Source organism: Pseudoduganella dura (assembly GCF_009727155.1).
GTDB classification, from domain to species: domain Bacteria; phylum Pseudomonadota; class Gammaproteobacteria; order Burkholderiales; family Burkholderiaceae_D; genus Rugamonas; species Rugamonas dura.
Window position 1 is genome coordinate 660,673 of sequence record NZ_WNWM01000002.1, and the last position, 22,794, is coordinate 683,466.

The following is a 22,794-nucleotide window of genomic DNA, read 5'->3' on the forward strand; positions in this document are numbered from 1 at the left end:
GTAGACTTGCACATGACAAGTTCCAATACGTTCGCCAACCTGTCGCCGTGAGGAATCGATGAAGAACCGCGTCATGCTGGCCTGTGCGTCGCTTGCGATGATCGCCGCGGTCGGCGTGCCGCCCTGGCTGGCATGGGGCGAGGCGAAACGGCAGGCCTACCATGCCGAAGCGGATCTTGCGCTCGGCTATGCGCGCGACCTGCTGCGGCGCAGCGACGAGACGGCCCGCCAGGCGCTCAGCGGCGCGGAGCAGTTGTCGCGCTCCGGCTTCCCGCCCTGCTCCCCGGCGTCCCAGGCGCTGATGCGCAAGATCGACCTGACCTCGACCTATATCCAGGCGATCGGCCATGTCCGCGACGGCAAGCTGGCCTGCTCGTCGATGAGCGACGACGCGGCATCGCTGGGAACGCGCTCGTTCCGCTCTTCGACGGGCGTCATCTTCCACACCGGCGTGCCGTTGGGAGACGATACCGCCAGTCCGCTGGTCGGCATACAGAGCGGCGCGTTCGTTGCGCTGTTCCACCGCGAGCTACCGCTGGATACGTGGACGGCGGTGCCGGACGTCTCGCTGGCCGTGATGCACCTGGAAATGCGCCTGGACGAAGCGCCGGTGGCGCATCGCGGCCATGTCGACCGCCGGTGGCTCGCGGCGCTGGGCACCCGGCGCGCGGTCACCTTCTTCACCGACAGCCACCTGGTCGCCGTGGTGCGCTCGCAGCCGTACTTGACCGCCGCGGTCGCGGCAGTACCAGTTTCCTACCTGCACCAGCGGACGCGCAGCGTGGCGCTGCGCCTGGTACCCGCCGGCATGCTGGCCGAGCTCGCGCTGGCCGCGGCGATCGTGCTCCTTGCCCGCCAGCAGATGTCGCTGGGCAGCGCCTTGCGCCAGGGTCTGCGAAACGATGAATTCTTTCTCGCCTATCAGCCCATCATCAATCTGAAGACCGGCCGCTGGGTGGGCGCGGAAGCCCTGCTGCGCTGGCGCAGGGCGAACGGCGAACTGATCGGGCCGGACCTGTTCATTCCCGTCGCGGAACAGACCGGAACGATCGGCAAGCTGACCGAACGCGTGCTGGAACTCGTCCATCGCGATGTCGGCGACTTTCTCGCCAACCATCCCACGTTCCACATCGCCCTGAACGTGTCGGCATCGGACCTGAGCTCGCCGGCCATCCTGGCGCGCCTCGATCACTTGCTGGCCAGCACCGGTGCCCGGCCGTCGAACCTGCTCGTGGAAGTCACGGAGCGGGCGCTGCTGGACCTGGCGTCCGCAAAGCCCGTCATTGCCGCGCTGCGGGCAAGCGGCATCGAAGTGGCGGTCGACGATTTCGGTACCGGCTATTCCGGCCTGTCCTACCTGGAATCGCTCGATCTCGACCTGCTGAAAATCGACCGCTCCTTCATCGAAGCGATCGGCACCCAGGCGCCGACCAACCAGGTGGTCCAGCACATCATCGGCATGGCACGCACCATGGGGCTGCGCATGATCGCGGAAGGTGTCGAAGCCGATGCCCAGGCAGCCTACCTGGCCGAAAGCAACGTGCAGTACGCACAGGGCTGGCTATTTGCAAAAGCCATGCCCTGGCGCGAGCTGCGCACGGCGCTCGACCGGCATGCCGTGGGCCAGCTCCGTGCGGCGGCGAACATGCGCTGAACAGTGCGACCCGCGCACGATTGAAGTTGCATTAAATTAAATTTTGACAAACGCTTAAGAGTCGCTTAACTTATAGGCTCTTGGTACCGATAACCCTTCGACGAGGTAATGCATGAAATTGAAATCCATCGTACTGGCAGCTGCGCTGCTGCCCGCCTTCGGCTCCGCTTTCGCCGATGACTTCACCGTGGACCTGATCGGCGGTCCGAACGTGTGGTCCGCACATCTGGGCGCCACCCACACCACCGGTGCTTTCTCCGACACGTTCACGTTCAGCAACTACAGCGCCGACAACGGCACCGTATTCGCCAGCCTGATCAACACCGCAACGACGTGGAGCGACCTGTCGTTCGACACCGTGACGCTGAACGGTGTGAACATCTCCACGGGCGATATCGGCCCACTGTCGATCGCTGCAATCCTGGGCCAGAACGTCACGGGTCCTCTGACCCTGGCGGTCAGCGGTACGGTCACCGGCCAGGTTGCCAGCTACGGCGGCGACTTCAACGTGACGACCCCGGTTCCAGAACCAGCTACCTACGGTATGCTGGCTGGCGGCCTGGCCGTGCTGGCTTTCGCAGCACGTCGCCGCAAGCAGTAATCCACACCCGCATCACCAAAAAAAGGCGCTTCGGCGCCTTTTTTCATGGTCCGACGATCCATGCCCCCTGATCCGAGACAGAAACCGCTGGCGCACCGACCTTCTAGATGGTAGGCTACTGCCATGAACACATCGGAATCCATCCTGGCCTGCGCCCGTCAACTGATCGCCGCGGGCGGCTATAACGGCTTCAGCTATGCCGATATCGCCGATACCGTCGGCATCCGGAAGCCCAGCATTCATCATCATTTCCCCACCAAGGTCGATCTGGTGCGCACGCTCGTGACGCAATATCGGGAAGCCGCCCAGGCCGCTATCGAGGAGCTCGAGCGCCACGTGAAGCACCCGGCCGGACAGCTGCGCGCATACGTTGGATATTGGGAAGCATGCATCGGCGACGCCAGCGCGCCCTTCTGTATCTGCGCCCTGCTGGCGGGCGAAATGCCCTTGCTGCCGGAACAGGTGGCAGCCGAGGTACGTGCGCATTTCCGCTTCCTGTCGACATGGCTGACATCGGTATTGGAACGCGGTGCGGCGGAACAGGCCTTCCGGCTTGCCCAACCTGCGCGCACCGAAGCGGAAGTATTGATGGCAGCCGTCCATGGCGCGATGCTTTCAGCGCGTGCTTATGGCGACGCCGGCGTGTTCAGCACTGTCATGCATGCCCACCTGGCGCGCCTGGCAACCTTGCCCTAACCGTTGCGGGCCGCATTTTCCGGCCCGCGTTTTTTTTGCATCATCAGCCTACCAATTAGTCGGTAGTCTGCAATCACCCCTGGAGCCATCATCATGAGTCTTACTTCACCCGTTTCGCCCGATCAGCTCGGCCAAGAGCGGTGGCTGCGTCTGTACTATGCCACCCGCGCGGCATTCAGCCTGGCGTGGGTGGTTGCCGCATTGACGGCCGGGCAGCATGTCCCTGCAATCGCTGCCGCCCTGCTGGTCTGCTATCCGGCATGGGATGCCCTCGCCAATGCGATCGATGCCCGGCGTAGCGGCGGCATGGCATATAACCGCACGCAGGCTGCGAACATCGTCGCCAGCGCGGCGACGGCACTGGCCCTGCTGTTCGTGCTGCCGGACATGCATCGGGTGCTGGCCATCTTCGGTGCCTGGGCCATCGTTGCCGGCCTGCTCCAGCTCGCGACGGCACTGCGGCGCTGGAAGCAGGCCGGTGCCCAATGGACGATGGTGCTCAGTGGAGCCCAGTCTGCCCTCGCGGGCACCTTCTTCATCGTCCAGGCACAAGGGGCTGCAACGCCGTCGATCCTGACCGTGACCGGTTATGCGGGATTCGGCGCCGTGTATTTCCTCGTGTCGGCAGTGTGGCTGCATGCCGGCGCCTGGCGCCGCAAGCCCGGCTGAAGCACCCGGGCCGGGCATTTCCCGGGGCATGAATTCCCGAGGTGGCACGCAGCACATTGCAAAAGACCACGCGCCGTTCGCATCGGTACGCCATGGGCAGCGGTACACGATTCAACGCGCCTCGCGCTTCCGGCATTACAAATGGCTTACAATATAAGCGATATCAATTATTGAAAGCTCATAATGCAGCGATATGCAGTAGGTTTAATCGGCTATGGCCTGGGCGGGTCGGTCTTCCATGCGCCAATGATCGCAGCCGTTCCGGGGTTCAGGCTGGCCCGCATCGCAAGCCGTCGCGCCGGTCCCGATGTGCTGCAAGCGTATCCCGGGGTGGGGCTGGACGACACCCCGCAGGCCCTGCTGGACGATCCGGCGATCGACCTGGTGGTGGTCTGCACGCCGAACGCCAGCCATTTCGAACTGGCCAGGGCCGCTCTCCAGGCCGGCAAGCACGTGGTGGTCGACAAGCCGTTCGTGCTGTCGTCCGCCGAGGGCGACGAGCTGGTGGCGCTGGCGCGGGCCGCCGGCCTGCGGCTCAGCGTCTACCAGAACCGCCGCTGGGATGGCGATTTCCTCACGCTGCGCCGGTCGGTGGAATCGGGCGAACTGGGCGCCGTCCACACGTACCGCGCGCACTTCGACCGCTATGCGCCACAGGTGAAGGACCGCTGGAAGGAACGCGCGCAGCCGGGCGCCGGCGTGCTGTGGGACCTGGGCTCCCACCTGATAGACCAGGCGCTGCAGCTGTTCGGCAAGCCGTGCTCGGTCACGGCCCACCTGTCGATACAGCGCGAAGGCGCCGAGGTCGAGGATGCCTTCGAGCTCCTGCTGGACCACGGCGGTTGCCGGACGGTGCTCCATGCCGGCGCGCTGGTGCGTGCTCCTGGCCCGCGCTACGAAGTGCATGGCACGCTGGGCAGCTTCGTCAAGTACGGCATCGATTCCCAGGAAGACGCGCTGAAACAGGGCAAGCGACCCGGCGACGCCGGCTGGGGCCATGACGACCCGGCCAGCTACGCCGCCATTACCGGCGCGGACGGCACGCGGCGCGTCGTCGAAACCGTTCCCGGCGCCTACGAATCGTTCTATCGCGGCGTTTACCACGCCATCGCGGACGGCGCGGAAGTCCCCGTCAAGGCGCAAGACGCGGTGGACGTGATACGGGTGATCGAACTGGCCTTGCGCAGCCATCGCGAGCGCCGCACCATCGATTTCGCGTGAGGATGCCAGCCATGCACGAAGACCATGCCGCCCTGCTGCAGGACCTGGCGCTGCAGGAGCAGCAATTGCAGTTTGCCGCCTTCTCGAACGCCGATGCGCTCCGGCTCGGCCTGCTGCTCGTCGAGCGGGCCGCCGCGACGGGCGCGGCCGTGACGGTCGACATCACCCGCAACGGCCACTGCCTGTTCCACCACGCCATGGCCGGCACCTCGCCGGACAATGCCGACTGGATACGCCGCAAGAACAACGTGGTGCACCGCTACGGCCGCAGCTCCTGGCACGTGGGTACCCGGTACCGCAGCAAGGGCAAGACCTTCGAGGCCGACAGCGGCGCCGACCTTGGCGACTTCGCGGCCCATGGCGGCGCGTTCCCGCTGATTATCCGGGACACGGGCGTGATCGGCACGGTGACCGTGTCCGGCCTGCCGCAAAAGGAAGACCATGCGCTGGTCACGTCGGTCCTGCGCGAGTACCTGGACGGCCGGCCATGAACGCGGAGGGCCCGCTGCCGCAGCCCAGGCGGCTGGACGCGATCTGCGAGTACCTGGACCGGCATTACCGCATCGGCATCGAGGACATCTGCCGCCTGTATGGCGTGACGCGCGATACGGCACGCCGCGATGTGATGCGGCTCGATGCGGACGGCCGCGTCATGCGCGTGCGCGGCGGCGCCGTGCTCCCGCCCCGGGGACGCCACGTGCAGCGCTACGCCGAGCGCGCGGACACAGCGGCCGCGAAACAGGCGATCGGAGCGGCGGCGGCGGCGCTGGTCCGCGACGGCGACCGGGTGCTGTTCGACACCTCCACCACCGTGGTCGAGGTGGCGCGCGCGGTGGCGGCATCGCCGCTGCATGCCGTGACCAATTCGATCGACATCGCCGAGGCCCTCGGCGGGCGCGACGGCGTGGAACTGCACCTCACGGGCGGCCGCTTCAATCCGTGGCAGCGCAGCCTCGAAGGCGCGCAGGCCCGGCTGGGCCTGGCGCAATTCCAGTTCGACAAGCTGTTCCTCGGCGCCTGCGCCATCGGCCCGCAGGGCCTGACCTGCCCGTCCGACGAGGAAGCGTCCCTCAAGGGGGCGATGCTGCGCCAGGCTGCCCAGGTGATCGTGGTGGCCGATGCCGCCAAGTTCGGCAAGGCCTTCATGCACCGCCTGTGCGATTTCGAGGCGATCGATGTGCTGGTCACCGACCAGCCGCTGCCCGGGTTACTGGAGGAAACGCTGGCCGCCCTGGGCGTGCACGTGATCATCGCGGCGGGATGAGCGTCCGGCCCGCCGGCGTGGACTACATCTTCAACCCCAGCACGCCGACCAGCCGGTTCAGGTCCCCTTCCTCCCGGAGGATTTCGGCAATCAGCTCGGGCAGCGGCATGCTGACTGGTGCGGGACGCCGGACACCGCGTCTTCCAGGTTGATGATGGCCGTGCCGCCGGGGTAATATTCGCGATCCGTGATCGGAGGGAACCGCCATGAACGACTGGATCGACCTTACCCGCAAGCTCGACAAGGACCTGCGGATCTACGAGGACGGGGCCTACAGGGATCCGCCGTTCGTCGCTGAACGCTGGGCGCAGCGCGCCACGGAAGGTTTCGAGGTATGGCGGCTGATGCTGGGCACGCAGACGGGCACCCACATCGATGCGCCCTGCCACTTCGCCGATGGCGGCGCCACGCTGGACCAGTTGCCTGCCGGCGCGTGCGTGGGCACCTACCGGCTGGTCACGGCGGAGAGCCTCGCCGATCCGGACTTCCGCCCCGGCTGGGCCGGCGAGACCCACCTGCTGCTCGATGCTCGCGCGCCGTTCCGGGCCGCGCCCGAAGCCATCGATGCCCTGCTGGCTTTACCGCCGCCGATGATCGTCATGGTCGGCAACCTGCGCGTCGCTCACGACGACCCGTTGTGGTTTCACCAGCGCGTGGCCGAAGCGGGGAAATACCTCGCGGAAGACACGCTGGAAGACATCGGCGAGCTGGCGCCCGCCGGCGACATCGTCGCCCTGCCCCTGCGGCTGGCGGGCGTGAGCGGTTCACCCGCCCGCGTGATGGTCAGGGCGGGTGCGGGCGGGCAGGCGTGACCGGCCGGTAGCGGGCGCGCCGCCGGTTGCACGTCGGTCAGGCGTCGTGCTGCAGCAGCCCCGCACCGAGCACGCTCGATTCCCCCAGGTTGCGCAGCACCATGTGCGAGCGGATGTCGAGCACGCCGGGCAGCTTGTACAGCTTGTCCATCACGAAGTCGGAATAGTGCTTCAGGTTGCGGGCGCGCACCCGCAGCATGTAGTTGGCCTCGCCCGTGACGACGAACGAGGCGATTACCTCTTCCCATTGGCCCAGCGCGCCGACGAACTGCTCGTGCCACTGGTCGACGTCGCGCCGCATCGTGATCATCACGAACGCCTCCACATCCAGTCCCAGCAGTTCCGCATCGAGGCGGGCCGTGTAACCCTTGATGATGCCCGCGCTTTCCAGCAGGCCCACCCTGCGCAGGCAGGCCGACGGCGACAGGAACACCTTCTCGGCCAGCTTCAGGTTGCTCAGGCGGCCATCCTGCTGCAGTGCGCGCAGGATGTTCAGATCGACCACGTCCAGCTTCATTGAAATATTTTCGTGTTAATTCATCGAATATTCGAATAATAAATCAATATGGCGATTTTTTGCGCCTCTCTTTGCAGCAAAAAACCATGGCGCCTGCCCTAGAATATCTCCAGCGGTCACGCGCACCGCTCGCCTGACGCGTGTCCCATACCACGGTCATCCCCTCCACTTCTCTCACCACGGAAATCCGCCTGATGATTACCGAACAAGACTGCCTGGCCCTCGACGCCGCCGATCCGCTGGCCGCCTGCCGGAGCGAATTCGCGCTGCCCGAAAATGTGGTCTACCTCGACGGCAACTCGCTGGGCGCACGCCCGAAGGCAGCCCTGGAACGCGCCAGGCAGGTGATCGCCGCCGAGTGGGGCGATGACCTGATCCGTAGCTGGAACACGGCCGGCTGGTACGACCTGCCGGGCCGCCTGGGAGCGCTGCTGGCGCCGCTGCTCGGCGCCGAAGCGGACGAGGTGGTGGTCACCGATTCCACGTCGGTCAACCTGTTCAAGGCGCTGGCGGCGGCGCTGAGGATGCAGGCCGCCGATCCGGTGCGCGCCGGGCGCCGCGTCATCATCACCGAGCGCGACAACTTCCCCAGCGATATCTACATGGCCGAGGGCCTGCTGGGCTGGCTCGACCGCGGCTACGAGCTGCGCCTGCTCGACTCCTGGTCCGATCTGCCGGCGGCACTGGCCGGCGCGGCCGGCCAGCAGGTCGCAGCCGTGATGCTCACCCATGTCAACTACCGCACCGGCCGCATGTTCGACATGGCCGCCACCACCGCGCGGATCCACGCCGCCGGCGCGCTGGCGATCTGGGATCTGGCGCACTCGGCCGGCGCAGTCGACGTGGCGCTGAACGCGGCCAATGCCGACTTCGCCGTCGGCTGCACCTACAAGTACCTGAACGGCGGCCCCGGCGCGCCGGCCTTCATCTGGGTGCCGCGGCGCCACCATGCGCAGTTCTCGCAGCCGCTGACGGGCTGGTGGACCCACCGCGAGCCGTTCGCCATGCAGCCGGGCTACGCGCCGGCGCCGGGCATCCGGCGCGCGCTGTGCGGCACGCAGCCGGTGGTCTCGCTGGCGCTGGTCGAGTGCGGCCTGGCCATCTTCCAGCGGGTATCGATGGCGGCGCTGCGCCGCAAGTCGCTGGCGCTGTCGGACCTGTTCCTGTCGCTGCTCGAACAGCATTGCGCGGCGCATCCGCTGGAGCTGATCACGCCGCGCGCCCACGCCGACCGGGGCAGCCAGGTCAGCGTGACGCATCCGCACGGCTACGCGGTCATGCAGGCCCTGATCGCGCGGGGCGTGATCGGCGACTACCGCGAACCCCGGGTGATGCGCTTCGGCTTCACGCCCCTGTACACGGGCTACCAGGACGTGTGGCGCGCGGTGATGATCCTGAAGGACATCCTCGACCGGAGCGATTATCAGGTCGACGCCCGGCGCAGCGCGGTGACCTGAGCGCAATCCGAGCGCAATCCGATCCGATACGAAGGAAAGAACATCATGCAATGCCCGTTTTCCCAAGGTGCGGCCACGCCGGCCACGGCCCAGGCCCAGGCGCCCGATTACCACGGCGCCCAGCTCGACTTCAGCCGTGACATGAGCTATGGCGACTACCTGTCGCTCGATACGATCCTCGGCGCCCAGCACCCGCTGTCGCCGGACCACAACGAGCTGCTGTTCATCGTGCAGCACCAGACCAGCGAATTGTGGATGAAGCTGATGCTCCACGAGCTGCACGGCGCGCGCGGCAATATCGCCGGCGGCCAGCTGCCGGCGGCAATGAAGATGCTGGCCCGGGTGGCCGCCATCATGAACCAGCTGGTGCATGCCTGGGACGTGCTGGCCACCATGACGCCGCCCGAGTACTCGGCGATCCGCCCCTACTTGGGCGCCTCGTCGGGCTTCCAGTCGCACCAGTATCGCGAGATCGAATTCCTGTTGGGGAACAAGAATGCCACGCACCTGCAGGTGCACCGGCACAAGCCGGCCGCGCACGCGGCGCTCGACAGCGCGCTGCGACAGCCGTCGATCTATGACGAGGCCATCATGGCGATGGCGCGTGGCGGCCTGGCGGTCGATGCGGCGCGCCTCGACGGTCCGTGGGACCGGCCGGTGCGTTCGGACGCGTCGGTGAAGGCGGCATGGACCATGGTGTACCGGAACACCGGGCAGTACTGGCCCCTGTACGAACTGGCCGAGAAGCTGGTCGACCTCGAAACGGCGTTCCGGCTGTGGCGCTTCCGCCATGTGACGACGGTGGAACGGGTGATCGGCTTCAAGGCCGGCACCGGCGGCACGGAGGGTGTCGGCTACCTGCGCAAGATGCTCGACGTGGTGCTGTTCCCGGAACTGTTCGAGCTGCGCACCGAACTGTGACCGGCCACCGGCGCCGTGTGAACCGGCAAGGTTGCAGCACCGCCCTGGACAGGGCTAAACGGGCAGCACGGCTTCCACCGAAGAGACCTGGCACCGGATATCGCCATCGCGAAATGCCCAGGTATCCCGGCCGGCCGCCTTGGCGCCGTAAAGCGCTTCGTCGGCAACCTTCAGCAGGTTATCGGCTGAAATTTTTCCGGCACTGAACGCCACGCCGACCGTGGTGGTGACCGCCAGCGGACCCGCGCCGCAGACGAACGGTTCCCGGATGGTATCGAGGAGCTTTTCCATCATCGGTGCCACCCGCGATTCGCTATCGATGTTCTCGAAAATGATGACAAACTCGTCGCCCGCAAGCCGCGCGATGGTGTCGACCTCTCGAACACTGCCGAGCAATCGCCGCGCAAACTCGCACAGCACCTGGTCGCCTGTCGCATGGCCGAACGTGTCGTTGATCCGCTTGAAGTGATCGACATCGAGGAAGGCGAGCACCAGGCCCGTATGGGACCGCCGTGCGCGGGCAAGTGCCGCCGGCAGTTCGGCTTCGAACATGCGCCGGTTATGCAAGCCGGTGAGCGTGTCGGTACGGCTCAACAATGCCAGCCGGTGCTCGGCTTCGCGGCGTTGCTGCGACAGTGCGAAAAATGCCCTGCTGAGGCTGCCGACCTCGTCCGAACGCACCGAGTCCAGCACATCGATATCCGCGGTGCCCGCGACGAGCATGTCGACACGCCGGTGCAATCGACCGAGGGGACGCAGGAAAACGGATGCAAGGTAAAAGCCGGCCGCCGTGGCCAGCAGGGTTACCGCGGCAGTCGACATCCGGGCAGCGCTTTCGCCTTGCCGCAACGGCGCGAACGCTTCGGCCACCGGGTAGACCACGGTGAGTGTCCACCCGGTACGGCGCAGGTGCGTCGCTGCGATCAGCGCCGATCGCCCTTCCTTGGTCACCCCCTCGGTCCAGCCCTCGAATCCTGAAAGCGCGCGCCGCGTCACTTCGGTGACACCGCCCGGCTCCCGCCAGACGTTGTGCAGCACACGGGATGCGTCGGGATGATAGATGATCGTGCCACGCTGGTCGATCAGGTAGAAATAGGCGGAAGGACCCGGCCGGGCAGCTAGGAACTGCCCCATGAAACGGGCATTCACCAGGCTGAGCGCGCCGCCCAGGACGAACATCACATCGCCGTTGGCGCCGATGACCGGTTCGGTCAGCACGATGGACGGCTTGCCCGACAACGGACTGCGAAACGGCGGCGAAATAACGCCCTCCCGGGTGTCCACGGTTTCCCGGAACGTTCTGGTGTTTGCCGCCGTCGTATCGCCGACGCCACGCCGGTTCGCCAGGTTTGCGATGACGCTGCCGGCACGGTCGAACACGACGACGTTATCGAATTCGTCGCGCAATACGGCATGCTGTTCCAGCAACGGCTGGAGACCGGCGGACCGCAGGCCCGGTACGCGCGCGGCATCTTCCGCGATCGCTCTCAACAGCACACGCCGGTCGCTGACCTGCTGGTCGAGTGCGGCGGCGGCGCTTGCCAGCAGGGCAACCTGCTGCTCGCCGACCAGGGCACGCATCTGTCGCTCCATCGGGTACAGGACGGCCAGCGACGCCAGCAACGCCGACGCGAGCGCAAGCACGCTGACCAGGAGGGCGATGCGTGCTTTCAGCGTGCGGGGAAGAATATGCATGGCTATCGCGCGCAGGAGAACCCGGCCGATCACGCGGCAAGCGCGGAAGCGCTGGCGTACACGACCCGCAGGATGGCGGCAATCCGCGACGGCTTCGGCAGATGGCAGTCGAATCCCGCATCCCGCACCTGCGCCAGCGTCCTGGCATCATCCAGCGCGCTATAGGCAACGAGGTACGGCTGCGCCAGGGGCATCGCGCGCAATGCGCGCGCCACCGCATAGCCGTCCATGCCGGGCATGCGGAGATCGAGCAGAACGACATCGGGTGCGAAGGTTTCCGCCAGCGCTATCGCCCGCGTTCCGTCATGGACCGCCTGCGCGGCCATCCCGTACAGCGAAAGCAGCTCGGCCAACGCGTCGGCCGAATCGGCATGGTCGTCGACAACGAGAACACGTAAGGAGGAAAGCGGCATGCCAGGGTTCCGAAGGTAGTCACTTGAGAGTGAAGTTGCAATCGGCGTTGGCTGGGCCGGAATGACGGGAAATCAACTGAACGATGAAAAAGCAGCAAGGCGAATTTCCCTACGTCAAGTTTATAGCAGGCGCTTCGCAAGCGCCATGGAAAACGCGAAAGTGTTGGGTAGATGCCTCGTGGTTAAAGCGCATCATCGGCGTATCCAGTTCGGCCAAGTCCCGGCTGCAAGGCAGCGGCCCGTACGGCGCATGCGTTCCGGGCGAGCGAAGCGCGCAGGTCGCCTGGCACGCCCCTGTACCTGCCCTCTCACTTGCTGGCAGGGCTCCGTACCCATTCGCCGGCGGCGCGCTCCAGCATTGCATGCGCATGCTCCGCAAGCACCATCTTTAACTCCACGCCTTAACCTCACGCCATTAACCTTGATTAACCTCGATTAACTCGGCTGCGGGCTTCGCCTGGCCTACAGTATTTTCGGAACGCCATCGACGGCGTACGTCCCGATACCCCCGACCTTTTGGAGAAAACCATGACACAAGCCGATTCGATCGACCGGAGCGATGCCTCGCGCCGGGCAGTGCCGGTCATCCACTACAAGAAGGTGAAGATCGATGGCGTGAATGTGTTTTACCGGGAAGCGGGGCCGGCAGAGGCGCCCGTTCTGTTGCTGCTGCACGGGTTCCCGACCTCCTCGCACATGTTCCGCAACCTGATTCCCCTGCTTGCCGACCGCTACCGTGTCATCGCGCCGGATTATCCGGGCTATGGCCAGAGCGATGCACCCGACCGGTCCGGATTCGACTACACATTCGCCAACCTGGCCGATATCGTCGACAAGCTCACCGTCGCGCTGGAAGCGACGCGCTACAGCATGTATGTGATGGATTACGGCGCCCCGATCGGTTACCGGCTCGCACTGAAGCATCCCGAACGGGTCCAGGCGCTGATTGTCCAGAACGGCAATGCCTATACCGAAGGCCTCGCTGCATTCTGGGATCCGATCAAGGCCTACTGGGCGGATCGTTCGCCGGCAAAGCGCGAGGCGCTTGCCCACCTCGTCACGCTCGAACTGACGAAGTTCCAGTACACGGATGGCGTCAGCGATATTTCCCGGATCAGCCCGGACAACTGGGTGGTCGACCAGGCACTGCTCGACCGGCCCGGCAATCGCGAGATCCAGCTCGACCTGCTGGGCGACTATGGTTCGAACGTGCCGCTGTACCCGGATTTCCAGGCGTTCTTCCGCGAGCACCGTCCGCCCACGCTGATCGTCTGGGGCAAGAACGACATCATCTTCCCGGAACCGGGCGCCCATCCCTACCTTCGCGACCTTCCCGACGCGGAATTGCATATCCTCGACACGGGGCACTTCGCGCTGGAAGACAAGCTCGACGTGATCGCGCCGCTGATGCGCGACTTCCTCGATCGCAACCTGTGAACCGGCAGCCATGAAGCCGGCACCCGCCACCTGCCTGCAACACACCGCTGAAACACGCCTGCCAGGAGCCGACATGAGCACGCCCCCGATCGCCAGGTCCGCGACCCGGCACCGCACGGCGCGGGTCGCCGGCCTCGATATCTTCTACCGCGAGGCGGGGCCCGACGATACGCCGGTCGTCGTCCTCCTTCACGGCTTTCCCAGTTCCTCGCACATGTACCGCAACCTGATACCGGCGCTGGCGGACCGTTATCGCGTCATCGCGCCGGACCTGCCCGGCTTCGGCCTGTCGGCAATGCCGTCGCCCGAGGCGTTCGCCTACGGCTTTGCATCGTTCGCGGCCGTCGTGGACGAACTGCTCGCCGGGCTGGGCGCCAGCCGTTACACGCTCTATGTGATGGATTATGGCGCGCCGGTCGGCTTTCGCCTGGCACTGGCGCATCCGGAACGTGTCACGGCGCTGATCGTCCAGAACGGCAACGCCTACGAGGCGGGCATGGGCGATTTCTGGACCTCGACGCGCGCGCTGTGGGCCGACAACAGCGAAGCCAACCGCAATGCCATGCGCCCCTTCCTGACGATCGACGGCACGCGCTTCCAGTATGTCACCGGGGTGAAGGAGATCGACCGGATCGATCCCGCCGCATGGGTACACGATCAGTTCTTCCTCGATCGTCCCGGCAGCAAGGAGATCCAGCTCGACATCATTTTCGACTATCGCACCAACGTCGCGCTGTATCCCGAGTTCCACCGCTATTTCCGGGAATTCCAGCCACCCGCGCTGATCCTGTGGGGTGTCGACGATCCGATCTTCCTGCCGGAGGGCGCGCAGGCGTTCCTGCATGACCTTCCCCATGCGGAACTGCACCGCTTTGACACGGGACACTTCGCGCTCGAGGACAAGGCCGATGACATGGTGCCGTTGATACGCCGGTTTCTCGAAAAAAACCTGCAGGGCCGGGCCGCCGGGCGGCCGCCCGCGAAGGAGGATGACGGGACGGCATACCCCGCGGGCTGAAAGCGGCGGCCTGCGCAGCTGCCCGTTCTTCAGGGTCCGGCGTCCTGCCGGAGGCGTGGAAACGTCAGTTCGAACATGCTGCCCTGCCCCTCCCCGGGGCTGGCCGCGCGCACCTGCCCCCCGTGAAGTTCCATCAGGCTCCTGACCAGTGCCAGCCCGAGCCCGAGGCCGCCGTGCTGGCGTTCCGACGCGGGCTTGGCCTGCACGTACAGGTCGAACAGGCGGGGCATCAACGCGGCAGGGATGCCGATGCCGTTGTCGGTGACGGTTGCAAAGACCCGGCCTTCCCGCAGGCCGACCGCGACGTCGATCCTGCCGCCATCGGGCGTGTAGCGGATGGCGTTGCTGACCAGGTTGCACACGATCTGGATCAGGCGCGTGCGGTCGCCGTCGACGAGGCAGCGGTCCCGCGCCGGCGCGAAGGTGATGACATGGTGCTTGCGCAGCGCCGCCGGCGTGATCTGTTCGATGGCGGCTGTCACCACGTCATGCATGTCCACCTGCGTCTTCACGATCGACAGGAGGCCCTGCCCCACGCGCGAGACGTCCAGCAGGTCTTCGACCAGGCGCTCCATGTGGCGGATTTGCCGGGTGATCAGATCACCGATGGCGGAAGTCTGCTCGACAGTGGCGAGCCGGTTCTTCAGCAGATGCGCCGCCATTCCCGCGGCCGACAGCGGCCCGCGCAGTTCGTGGCTCAGGATCGACAGGAATTCGTTTTTCTGCCGGTCGGCGTCCTGCAGCGCGTCGGCCTTCTCGTTGAGCTGATGATTCAGCGCCTGCACCTGCGTATTGGTCGTTTCCAGGCAGCGCGACATCACCACCAGTTCATCCTGGCGCTCCTGCAGCGCGGCCAGGGCGTCGGTCAATTCCCGGTTCTGCTGGTGCGCTTCGCACAGGGCGACATTGTTGGGAAGAGACAGGCGCGTCACCGCGTCCGCCATTGCAAGCGGCTTCATCGGCAATGGCCCGGGGAGGCTTTTCCTGAGCAGTACGTGGGTACCGGTCGCGCCGGTCGTGATCTCGCAGCGGTCCATCAGCCGGGCCGCGGCGTGCAGGCCGCCACGGCCCTGGGCCGACGACGCATCCCTGGCATGGAAGCGTTCGGCCTTGTCGATGCCCGGGCCGCTGTCCTCGATCTCGATCACGAACGCGCAGCCATCCGTTTCATCGATCGAGAAGCGCACTCTCCCGCGCCGCGCGTAGTTGTAGGCATTGCGGGCGATTTCCGACACGGCGGTGCCGATGCGGGCCTGGTCCTGAACGCTGAATCCCGACAGCGCGGCGATCTGGCGTGCACGCTGACGTGCTGCGATTACATCGGTTTCAGTATTGACGACGCCGGTAAGGATCGGATGGATTTTCAGGCAAACCGTCATGGGAGGAAAAATGGCAATGGGACAGGTCGATGCGAAGGCCACCGAGTCGCGTGCAATGGCAAGATGAATCTTGCCTGGGAGATTGACCGGTGTTCACGCGAACGTCGCATGATACCCCAGTTTTCATGCACAATTTCCATTAGGAACTTTTATTGATTGATTTTATTGATGACTTTATTGATTGCGCCAGTGCCGGTCATTCGCGGATTTCGAACTTCCCACGGTGGCGATATGGCCACCAGCTCGCAATCCGGGAGCGCATCGTCCTGCACTCCGCCATATTCCGCCTCGTAAAATTGGTGCACTGCACAAAAATATCCTTGACATCACCCAGCGAACCGTTAGACTCGCTTATGTTGCATCGCACAATTCCGATCCGGAGCCGATCACAAAAGCTCCATCACAACACTATCCAAATGGAGAAATACATGTTTTCGATTCCTCAGCAATTTTCCAACGCCACCAAAACCCATTTCGAAAGCCAGTTCGCGGTCTTTTCCGCCCTGACCAGCCAGGCATTCGAAGGCGTCGAAAAACTGGCCGGCCTGAACCTCGCTGCCGCCAGGACATCCCTGGAAGATTCGTCTTCCACCGCCAGGCAGTTGCTGTCGGCCAGGGATCCGAAAGCGTTCTTCTCGCTGAGCGCCGCCCAGGCCCGGCCGGCTGCCGAAAAAGCGGTGGCTTACGCGCGCCAGGTGTCGTCGATCACGTCCGGCACCGCTGCCGGACTGTCGAACGTGGCCAAAGCGCAATTTTCGGAAACAAACCGCAAGGTGCTCTCGCTGGTGGACGAAGCCGGCAAGAACGCTCCGGCCGGCAGTGCAAACGTTGTCGCCCTGTTCAAATCCGCACTGGGCAACGCCAGCGCCGGCTACGAGCAGCTCACCCTGACGGCGAAACAGGCATCGGACGCGATCGAAGCCAACGTGAACACCGCTGTCGGCCAGTTCACCTCGGCCGTCACGAACGGTCCGGCCGCTGCTGCTTCCAGATAATCGGTTGCCGGCCCAGGCCGGCATCAGTCGCCTAGCATCGGCAAACAGCGGCAACGAATGCTGCTATGCCCTGCCGTACTCCGCCATGGCGCCGGCATAGGGCAGCGACAGGGTGACCGTCGTGCCGGTGCCGGGCGTGGAACGGATCCGCAATACGCCACCCGCCTCGGCCGCCCGTTCGTTCATGCCGGCGATACCCCAGTGGCCCGCGCGGCCCGAGCGCAGCATCTCCGCGTCGATGCCGTCGCCATCGTCGGCAACCGACAGTTCCAGCTCCTCCGCCCCGTAGGCCAGCCGCACCGCGATGTCGCGGGCACCGGCATGCCGGCACGCATTGCGCACGGCCTCGATCGCGATGCTCGTGCACGCATGCGCCGCCTCGGCCGACAACGCCCTGGGGTTGCCCGTGTGGGCGAAGCCGCAGCGCGGCGCGCCCTGCTCTTCGCAGACCTGCGCCAGCACGGCAGCCAGCTGCGCCGGCAATCCGTTCGCGGCCGGCGCCGTTTGCCGCAGGCCCTGGACGCGGTCGCGGGCCTCGGCCAGCACGGCGTCGGCCCGCTCCAGCGTGGCGGCCAGCGACGCGCGCAGCGGATCGGCCGCCGGCATGCGCTCGGTGGTCGCGTGCACGCGCAGCACCAGGCCCTGCACGCTCTGCAGCAGCGTGTCGTGCAGCTCGCGCGCGATGCGCTCGCGTTCGGCGTTGCGCGTGCGCTCCAGGGCCAGCAGGCGGCGGGCATGCAGGCGCAGGCGATAACGGTAGAGGCCCCACAGGCCCAGCAAGGCCAGCGCGCCGCACGCCAGCTTGAACCACACCGTCTGCACCACCGTCGGCGGAACATGCACGGGCAAGCCGGCGCCTGGCGGGCTGGAGGCGCCGGCGCCGTTCACTGCCTGGACCACGAAGCGGAAATCGCCCGGCGGGAGGCCGGTGTAGGCCGCTTCCGTGGCGCGGCCGGCCTGCTGCCATGCCCGGTCGTATCCTTCCAGCCGGTAGCGGTAGCGGATGCGCGCCGCCATGTCCGTGGATGGGGTGGCGAACCGGAACGAGACCCGGCCGGGATCGGGCGGCAGGTGCACCGCCAGCGCTGGGTCGTGCTCCCGGCCGTCGGCCGTCACGTGCAGCAGCGTGGGCGCCGCCGGCACCGGCTCCTGCCGCATGGCGGCCGGATCGAGCCAGAACACCCGCCGCTTCGTCGAGACCCAGATCCGGCCATCCGCCGCGCGCACGATCGAATTGTTGAACAAGGGGCGGGCGCGGCCAGCCACGCCCTCGCCCTCGTCGAACACGCGGGCAGGCACCGTGCCGTTTGCCCGCAGCGCGGCGGCGGGCAGGAGCACCAGACCGGCAGCGCCGTTCAGCCACAGGCCCTCGGGCGCGCCGACGCCTCCGGCCAGGCCGGCCACCGCATCGGCCGGCGCGGTCCGCACGGGTACGAAGCGGTTGCCGGAAAGGCGCGACAAGCCATCGGTGCCGCCGGCCCAGATCGCCCCGCCGTATTCGGCCAGCACGCTGACCCGGCCGGCGGCGAGCCCCTGCGCGGCGCCATACAGGGTGACGGCGCCGCCCTCGACCAGGGCGACCTGGTTGTCCTCGTAGCCGATCCATACGCGGCCCCGGCTGTCTTGCAGCACGGCGATCGGCGTCTTGCGCCCGCCTTCGGGCAGCGCGGGATGGCGCTGCCACGCGCCGTTCGCGTGGCGCAGCACGCCACGGCCGCTGGAAACAAGCCAGACGGCTCCGCCACGTTCGACGGCAACGGCGCGGATATTGTCCGCCGGCGCCACGTCGGCCGGATAGGCGACTTCCGCCAGCAGCCGGCTACCGTCGGCCGACAGGTGCCGCAACGCGTCCTTCGTCGCCTGCCAGATGGTGCCGTCCTGCGCGGCGGCCATCGCCTGCGCGCCGGCACCCGCCGGTAGCGCGCGCACGGTGCCGTCGCCTTCGATCCGCCATGAGCCATTGCCGTCGGCGATGAAAACACCGCCGCCGGCCGCCGCGAGCAGGCGCGCCCGGTACGGCGTCGGCAGGCGCGCCTCGACGGCATTGGCGGCGCGGAAGCGGTCCAGCCCGCCGCTGGTCGCCACCCAGACATTGCCCTGCGCGTCTTCCATCAGGCAATGCACGACATTGCCCGTCAATCCCCGCGCCATCGTGAACAGTTCGGTACCCGGCGCGTAGCCGCCGCCGGGGCGATCGTCCGCACGCAACGGATCGGTATGCCGCAGCAGGCCGGCCACATCGTCGAACCACAGTGCCCCGCTGCTGTCGGCCAGCATGCTGCCGCTGACGGGACCGCGCTGCCGGAACACCCAGCGATCGGCATGGGCATACCCGGCCAGGCTGTCGAGAGCGCGGATGCCCCGCTGCTCCAGGTACCACACGGGGCCGCGGCCGGATTGCGACGGCGGCTGGCGCGTGGACGGCCCGGGAATGGCGGGTTCGAAGCGGTCTCTTCCCGGCCGGCGCAGGGACAGGCCCTGTTCGGTAAACGCGGCCACCGTACCGTCCGCATGCACGAACACGGAAGCGACCTTGCGCGCCGTGAAGCCCTGCGCCGGCCCCATGCGCTGCCAGCGGGCGCCGTCGAAGTACGCCAGCCCGCCGATCCCCGCAGCCCACAGCCGCTTGCCATCGCCGGCGAACGACCAGATGGCGCCCGCCGGCAGTCCGTCCGCGGTACCCCAGTTGCGCACCTTGCCCGCATGGTAGTGGCTGATGCCGCCGAACATCCAGCCGATCCACAGCCCGCCGGCGCCGTCCGACTGCAGCGTGTAGACGGACCGGTCGGGGAAACGGGCCGCGCCCGCCGGTTGTACGCTGGTAAAACGCAGGCCATCGAACCGCCACAGCCCTTCCGACGTGCCGAGCCACATCCATCCATCGGTCGTCTGCGCCATCGCGGTGATGTTGTCGGGAACGCCGTCGCGCTGCGTCCACGCCACGTGTTCGAGCTGGTCGAGCGTGCGCGCCGGCGCGGCCGGCAGGTGCGACGGCAGCAGGCTGCAGGCCGCGAACAGGCAGGCCAGCAGGGAATGAATGAGATCTGGAAGTCGCCGGTGGCGGTCGGATGGCACGGAACGTTCTGAAAGACAATCGGCGGGCGCAGTATAGCAACCTGCGGGGCGCCGTTGTTCGTCGGGAACAAGGCGCACGAGGTGCAGCCGCCAGCTCGTGATCGGTATCACGTCTGGCCGGGAGCCCGTTTCAGGGTGAATTCGGTGATCTCGGCCGGCACGCCGAGGCGGATCGGGAAGCCGTTCCACAGCCCGGTGCCGTTGCTGACGTACAGCCACATCCCGCCGACGCTGTACCGGCCCGAGACATAGCCCCCGTTGGCGCGCTTCACCACCTCGTCGATGCCGCGCACCATGCCGCCGTGGGTATGCCCCGACAGCTGGACGTCCACGCCCGCGCGGGCATTGGCTTCCACTTCGATCGGCTGGTGGCTCAGGAGAATGACGGGAAACGCCGGCGCGGCGCCCTGCAATGCGCGCGCCGTATCGGGCCCCGCCATGTCGAAGCGGGATGCCACCCGGTCGGCGACGCCGGCCACGGTCATCCGGCTGCCTCCGTGGTCGACGACGGCATGGCGGTTGACCAGCACCGTCATGCCCAGGCGTTCGAACTCGCGCGTCCAGCGCTCCGCGCCAAAGTAATACTCGTGGTTGCCGAGGCTGGCGATGACGCCGTGCCGGGCGCGCAGGCCGGCCAGCGGCGCGATATCGCCCTCGCGGGCCTGCGGCGTGCCGTCGATCAGGTCGCCGCTGATCACGATCAGGTCCGGCCGCAGCGCATTGGTGCGCCCGACCACCTGGCGCACCCAGCCGGCATCCATCAGGCGGCTGATATGCAGGTCGCTCAACTGCACCATGCGCAAGCCGTCCAGGCCGGGCGGCAGGTCGCGGATCGCCAGTTCCACCCGCCGCACTTCCGGCACCCCGATCGCCTGGTACACCCCGACGCCCGACAGCAGGGCCGCAATGGTGAACATGGCATAGCGCAAGCGTGGCATGAACGTGTGTTCGACGGCGCGTCCCCGGCGCAGCGCCCACGCCACGAACAGACCCAGGTCGACAAGCAAACTCATAATCGACAGCAGCAGCCAGGCGCAGTACAGAAGGCCCAGCAATATCACGAAGGGGCGGGGAATCTCCGGCGAGAACATCGTGCCGAAATACCATTTCTGGATCTGGTGGTGCTGGCAGACCAGGAATACCGCCAGCGCCAGCGCGATGCGGGCAGCGCGCCCCAGCGGCAGCGGGACGATCAGGCGCAGGACAAAGTAGATGAAGGCGAGATACAGGTAGGGAAAGAACACAGCGTGAAGGCTCTCGTCTGTCGTTGAATTGCGCAATGATAGCCTGATGAGCTGGTGGACGTATCGCACCGGCCTGCCGTTGCCGGAACTTGTCGGGTGCAGCTCCAGCATTGTCGGAAGTGGCGCCCGGACGCATTTTTCTCCCGTGGACCTGCGGCCTGGCCAGGCATGCATCGCGTCGTTAGTGTTGTACAGCCCGTCTAAAAAAGTCCTGGCGGCAACATGAGAGGCGCGACCGGCGTACAATAAAATTTCCCAAGATCTATTTTAGTGTTTCATATGAAACTATCTCATCCCGGCGAACCGCAGGTGGCGTCGTTGCAATTATCCGAACTGATCGGAGCCCTGAGCTACGCGCTCGATATCACGGAAGGCCAGCCCGCGGGGCATTGCGTGCGCGCCTGCTGGATCGCCATGGCAATCGGCCGTCGCATGAACCTGGGCGAGCATGAATTATGGGAACTCTATTACGCGGTGCTGCTGAAGGATCTCGGATGCAGCAGCAATGCCGCGCGCATCTGCGAGTTGTACATGACGGACGACCTGTCGTTCAAGCGCGACTTCAAGACCATCGGCACAGGACTGCCTCAAGTGCTGGCCTTCGTGCTGTCGCACACCGGGCTGAAAGCCGGCCTGGCCGAGCGCTTCCGCGGCATCCTGACGATCCTGCGCGACGGGAAGCGCATCACCGACGAACTGATTGCCACGCGCTGCCAGCGCGGCGCCGACATCGCGCGGCTGCTGCGCTTCTCCGACGGCGTGGCCGCAGGCATCTACAGCCTGGATGAGCACTTCGACGGTGGCGGCCGGCCCGACGGCCTGGCAGGCGCCGCGATTCCCATGTACGCCCGCATCGCCCTGCTTGCGCAGGTGATCGATGTATTCCACACGGCGGACGGGCGGGATGCCGCCTTACGCGAGGTTCACGCACGCGCCGGCCAATGGTTCGATCCGGACCTGGTGGCCGCTTTCGATGATGTCGCAACGGACAACGCGTTCTGGACCGTGCTGGCCTCCCCCGATGTGGATATGACAGTCAGGTTGCTGGAGCCTGCGGGCAAGGCCGTCCCCCTGGACGACGACTACCTGGACGACATCGCTGCCGCATTCGGCCAGGTGGTGGACTCGAAAAGCCCTTACACGAGCGGGCATAGCGCCCGCGTGGCGTTGTACACGGACCTGATCGCCGAGCAGATGGGCATGTCCGCCGAACGCCGGCGCTGGCTGCGCCGCGGCGCACTGCTGCACGACGTGGGAAAGCTCGGCGTCAGCAACAGCGTGCTCGACAAGGCCGGTTCCCTGGACCGTGCCGAGTGGGATGCGGTGCGCCAGCATGCCCAGTACACGGAGACGATCCTGGGCCGCATCGGCGCCTTCCGTGAACTGGCCCATATCGCCGGTGCGCACCACGAAAAGCTCGACGGCACCGGCTATCCGCGAGGGCTCTCCAGCGCGGAAATCGGCCTGGAAACGCGCATCATCACCACCGCGGACATCTTCGATGCCATTACCGCCGAACGACCCTACCGTGGCGCGATCGCTGTGCCGCAGGCGCTTGAAATGATGGGCAAGACCGTCGGCACGGCACTGGACCCCGCATGTTATGAAGCGCTGTGCAAGGCGGTGGCGCAACTGCCTGCCTAGTTCCCCCAATCACGGGCAGGCCCTCGCCGCAAGCCTGCAAGGGTTGTGGCGAGGGCCTGCAGCTGCCGGTGCGGGTGGTCGA

General features: G+C 66.4%; 20 protein-coding genes. 14 read left to right on the plus strand and 6 right to left on the minus strand.

What is annotated here, in order from left to right:
- Positions 1-58: 58 nt before the first annotated feature.
- From GJV26_RS03055 to GJV26_RS03090, 8 genes are all read left to right on the plus strand, one after another.
- Entirely contained in the window at positions 59-1,654 is a 1,596-nt protein-coding gene (locus GJV26_RS03055) for an EAL domain-containing protein (protein ID WP_155707538.1), read from the plus strand.
- A gap of 112 nt (positions 1,655-1,766) precedes the next feature.
- Positions 1,767-2,255 (plus strand): FxDxF family PEP-CTERM protein, encoded by a 489-nt coding sequence (locus tag GJV26_RS03060; protein WP_155707539.1) that lies wholly within the window; start codon positions 1,767-1,769, stop codon positions 2,253-2,255.
- Positions 2,256-2,378: 123 nt separating this feature from the next.
- On the plus strand, positions 2,379-2,951 hold the full coding sequence (locus tag GJV26_RS03065) for a TetR/AcrR family transcriptional regulator (protein ID WP_155707540.1): 573 nt from the start codon (positions 2,379-2,381) through the stop codon (positions 2,949-2,951).
- A 93-nt stretch (positions 2,952-3,044) separates the two neighbouring features.
- Positions 3,045-3,620: a DUF308 domain-containing protein gene (locus GJV26_RS03070; RefSeq protein ID WP_155707541.1), complete on the plus strand. Its 576-nt coding sequence runs from the start codon at positions 3,045-3,047 to the stop codon at positions 3,618-3,620.
- A 183-nt stretch (positions 3,621-3,803) separates the two neighbouring features.
- On the plus strand, positions 3,804-4,841 hold the full coding sequence (locus GJV26_RS03075) for an oxidoreductase (protein WP_155707542.1): 1,038 nt from the start codon (positions 3,804-3,806) through the stop codon (positions 4,839-4,841).
- Between the two features lie 11 nt (positions 4,842-4,852).
- Positions 4,853-5,332, plus strand: a complete 480-nt coding sequence (locus tag GJV26_RS03080; RefSeq protein ID WP_155707543.1) for a heme-degrading domain-containing protein — start codon at positions 4,853-4,855, stop codon at positions 5,330-5,332.
- Positions 5,329-6,105: a DeoR/GlpR family DNA-binding transcription regulator gene (locus GJV26_RS03085; protein WP_155707544.1), complete on the plus strand. Its 777-nt coding sequence runs from the start codon at positions 5,329-5,331 to the stop codon at positions 6,103-6,105. The genes GJV26_RS03080 and GJV26_RS03085 overlap by 4 nt, the downstream gene beginning before the upstream one ends.
- A gap of 206 nt (positions 6,106-6,311) precedes the next feature.
- Positions 6,312-6,917: a cyclase family protein gene (locus tag GJV26_RS03090; RefSeq protein ID WP_155707545.1), complete on the plus strand. Its 606-nt coding sequence runs from the start codon at positions 6,312-6,314 to the stop codon at positions 6,915-6,917.
- Between the two features lie 37 nt (positions 6,918-6,954).
- Here GJV26_RS03090 and GJV26_RS03095 read toward each other — a convergent pair whose 3' ends face one another.
- Positions 6,955-7,434, minus strand: a complete 480-nt coding sequence (locus GJV26_RS03095; RefSeq protein WP_155707546.1) for an Lrp/AsnC family transcriptional regulator — start codon at positions 7,432-7,434, stop codon at positions 6,955-6,957.
- Between the two features lie 194 nt (positions 7,435-7,628).
- On the opposite strand from GJV26_RS03095, the gene kynU reads away from it, so the two are divergent.
- Positions 7,629-8,891 carry a kynureninase gene (kynU, locus tag GJV26_RS03100; protein ID WP_155707547.1) on the plus strand — a complete coding sequence of 421 codons (1,263 nt, stop codon included), beginning with the start codon at positions 7,629-7,631 and terminating at the stop codon, positions 8,889-8,891.
- Positions 8,892-8,936: 45 nt separating this feature from the next.
- Positions 8,937-9,812, plus strand: coding sequence for a tryptophan 2,3-dioxygenase (gene kynA, locus GJV26_RS03105; RefSeq protein ID WP_155707548.1), 876 nt, complete (start codon positions 8,937-8,939; stop codon positions 9,810-9,812).
- 54 nt (positions 9,813-9,866) lie between these two features.
- On the opposite strand, the gene GJV26_RS03110 is transcribed toward kynA, so the two are convergent.
- Both GJV26_RS03110 and GJV26_RS03115 read right to left on the minus strand, forming a co-directional pair.
- On the minus strand, positions 9,867-11,507 hold the full coding sequence (locus GJV26_RS03110; protein WP_155707549.1) for a sensor domain-containing diguanylate cyclase: 1,641 nt from the start codon (positions 11,505-11,507) through the stop codon (positions 9,867-9,869).
- A 29-nt stretch (positions 11,508-11,536) separates the two neighbouring features.
- Complete coding sequence (locus GJV26_RS03115) at positions 11,537-11,920, minus strand: response regulator (protein ID WP_155707550.1); 384 nt, start codon at positions 11,918-11,920, stop codon at positions 11,537-11,539.
- 528 nt (positions 11,921-12,448) lie between these two features.
- Between GJV26_RS03115 and GJV26_RS03120 the strand changes: the two genes are divergently transcribed.
- Positions 12,449-13,357 (plus strand): alpha/beta fold hydrolase, encoded by a 909-nt coding sequence (locus tag GJV26_RS03120; protein ID WP_155707551.1) that lies wholly within the window; start codon positions 12,449-12,451, stop codon positions 13,355-13,357.
- 73 nt (positions 13,358-13,430) lie between these two features.
- The gene (locus tag GJV26_RS03125) at positions 13,431-14,375 is read left to right on the plus strand and encodes an alpha/beta fold hydrolase (RefSeq protein ID WP_173346126.1); all 945 of its coding nucleotides are present in this window, start codon (positions 13,431-13,433) and stop codon (positions 14,373-14,375) included.
- A 29-nt stretch (positions 14,376-14,404) separates the two neighbouring features.
- Here the strand turns inward: GJV26_RS03125 and GJV26_RS03130 are convergent, their stop codons facing one another.
- The gene (locus GJV26_RS03130; protein WP_155707553.1) at positions 14,405-15,754 is read right to left on the minus strand and encodes a sensor histidine kinase; all 1,350 of its coding nucleotides are present in this window, start codon (positions 15,752-15,754) and stop codon (positions 14,405-14,407) included.
- A gap of 152 nt (positions 15,755-15,906) precedes the next feature.
- Between GJV26_RS03130 and GJV26_RS03135 the strand changes: the two genes are divergently transcribed.
- Positions 15,907-16,749, plus strand: a complete 843-nt coding sequence (locus GJV26_RS03135) for a phasin family protein (RefSeq protein WP_371866441.1) — start codon at positions 15,907-15,909, stop codon at positions 16,747-16,749.
- A gap of 63 nt (positions 16,750-16,812) precedes the next feature.
- Here the strand turns inward: GJV26_RS03135 and GJV26_RS03140 are convergent, their stop codons facing one another.
- On the minus strand, positions 16,813-19,824 hold the full coding sequence (locus GJV26_RS03140; protein WP_155707554.1) for a sensor histidine kinase: 3,012 nt from the start codon (positions 19,822-19,824) through the stop codon (positions 16,813-16,815).
- Positions 19,825-19,931: 107 nt separating this feature from the next.
- On the minus strand, positions 19,932-21,068 hold the full coding sequence (locus tag GJV26_RS03145) for a metallophosphoesterase (RefSeq protein WP_189441923.1): 1,137 nt from the start codon (positions 21,066-21,068) through the stop codon (positions 19,932-19,934).
- A gap of 279 nt (positions 21,069-21,347) precedes the next feature.
- Between GJV26_RS03145 and GJV26_RS03150 the strand changes: the two genes are divergently transcribed.
- Positions 21,348-22,712 carry an HD-GYP domain-containing protein gene (locus GJV26_RS03150; protein ID WP_155707556.1) on the plus strand — a complete coding sequence of 455 codons (1,365 nt, stop codon included), beginning with the start codon at positions 21,348-21,350 and terminating at the stop codon, positions 22,710-22,712.
- Positions 22,713-22,794: the final 82 nt, after the last annotated feature.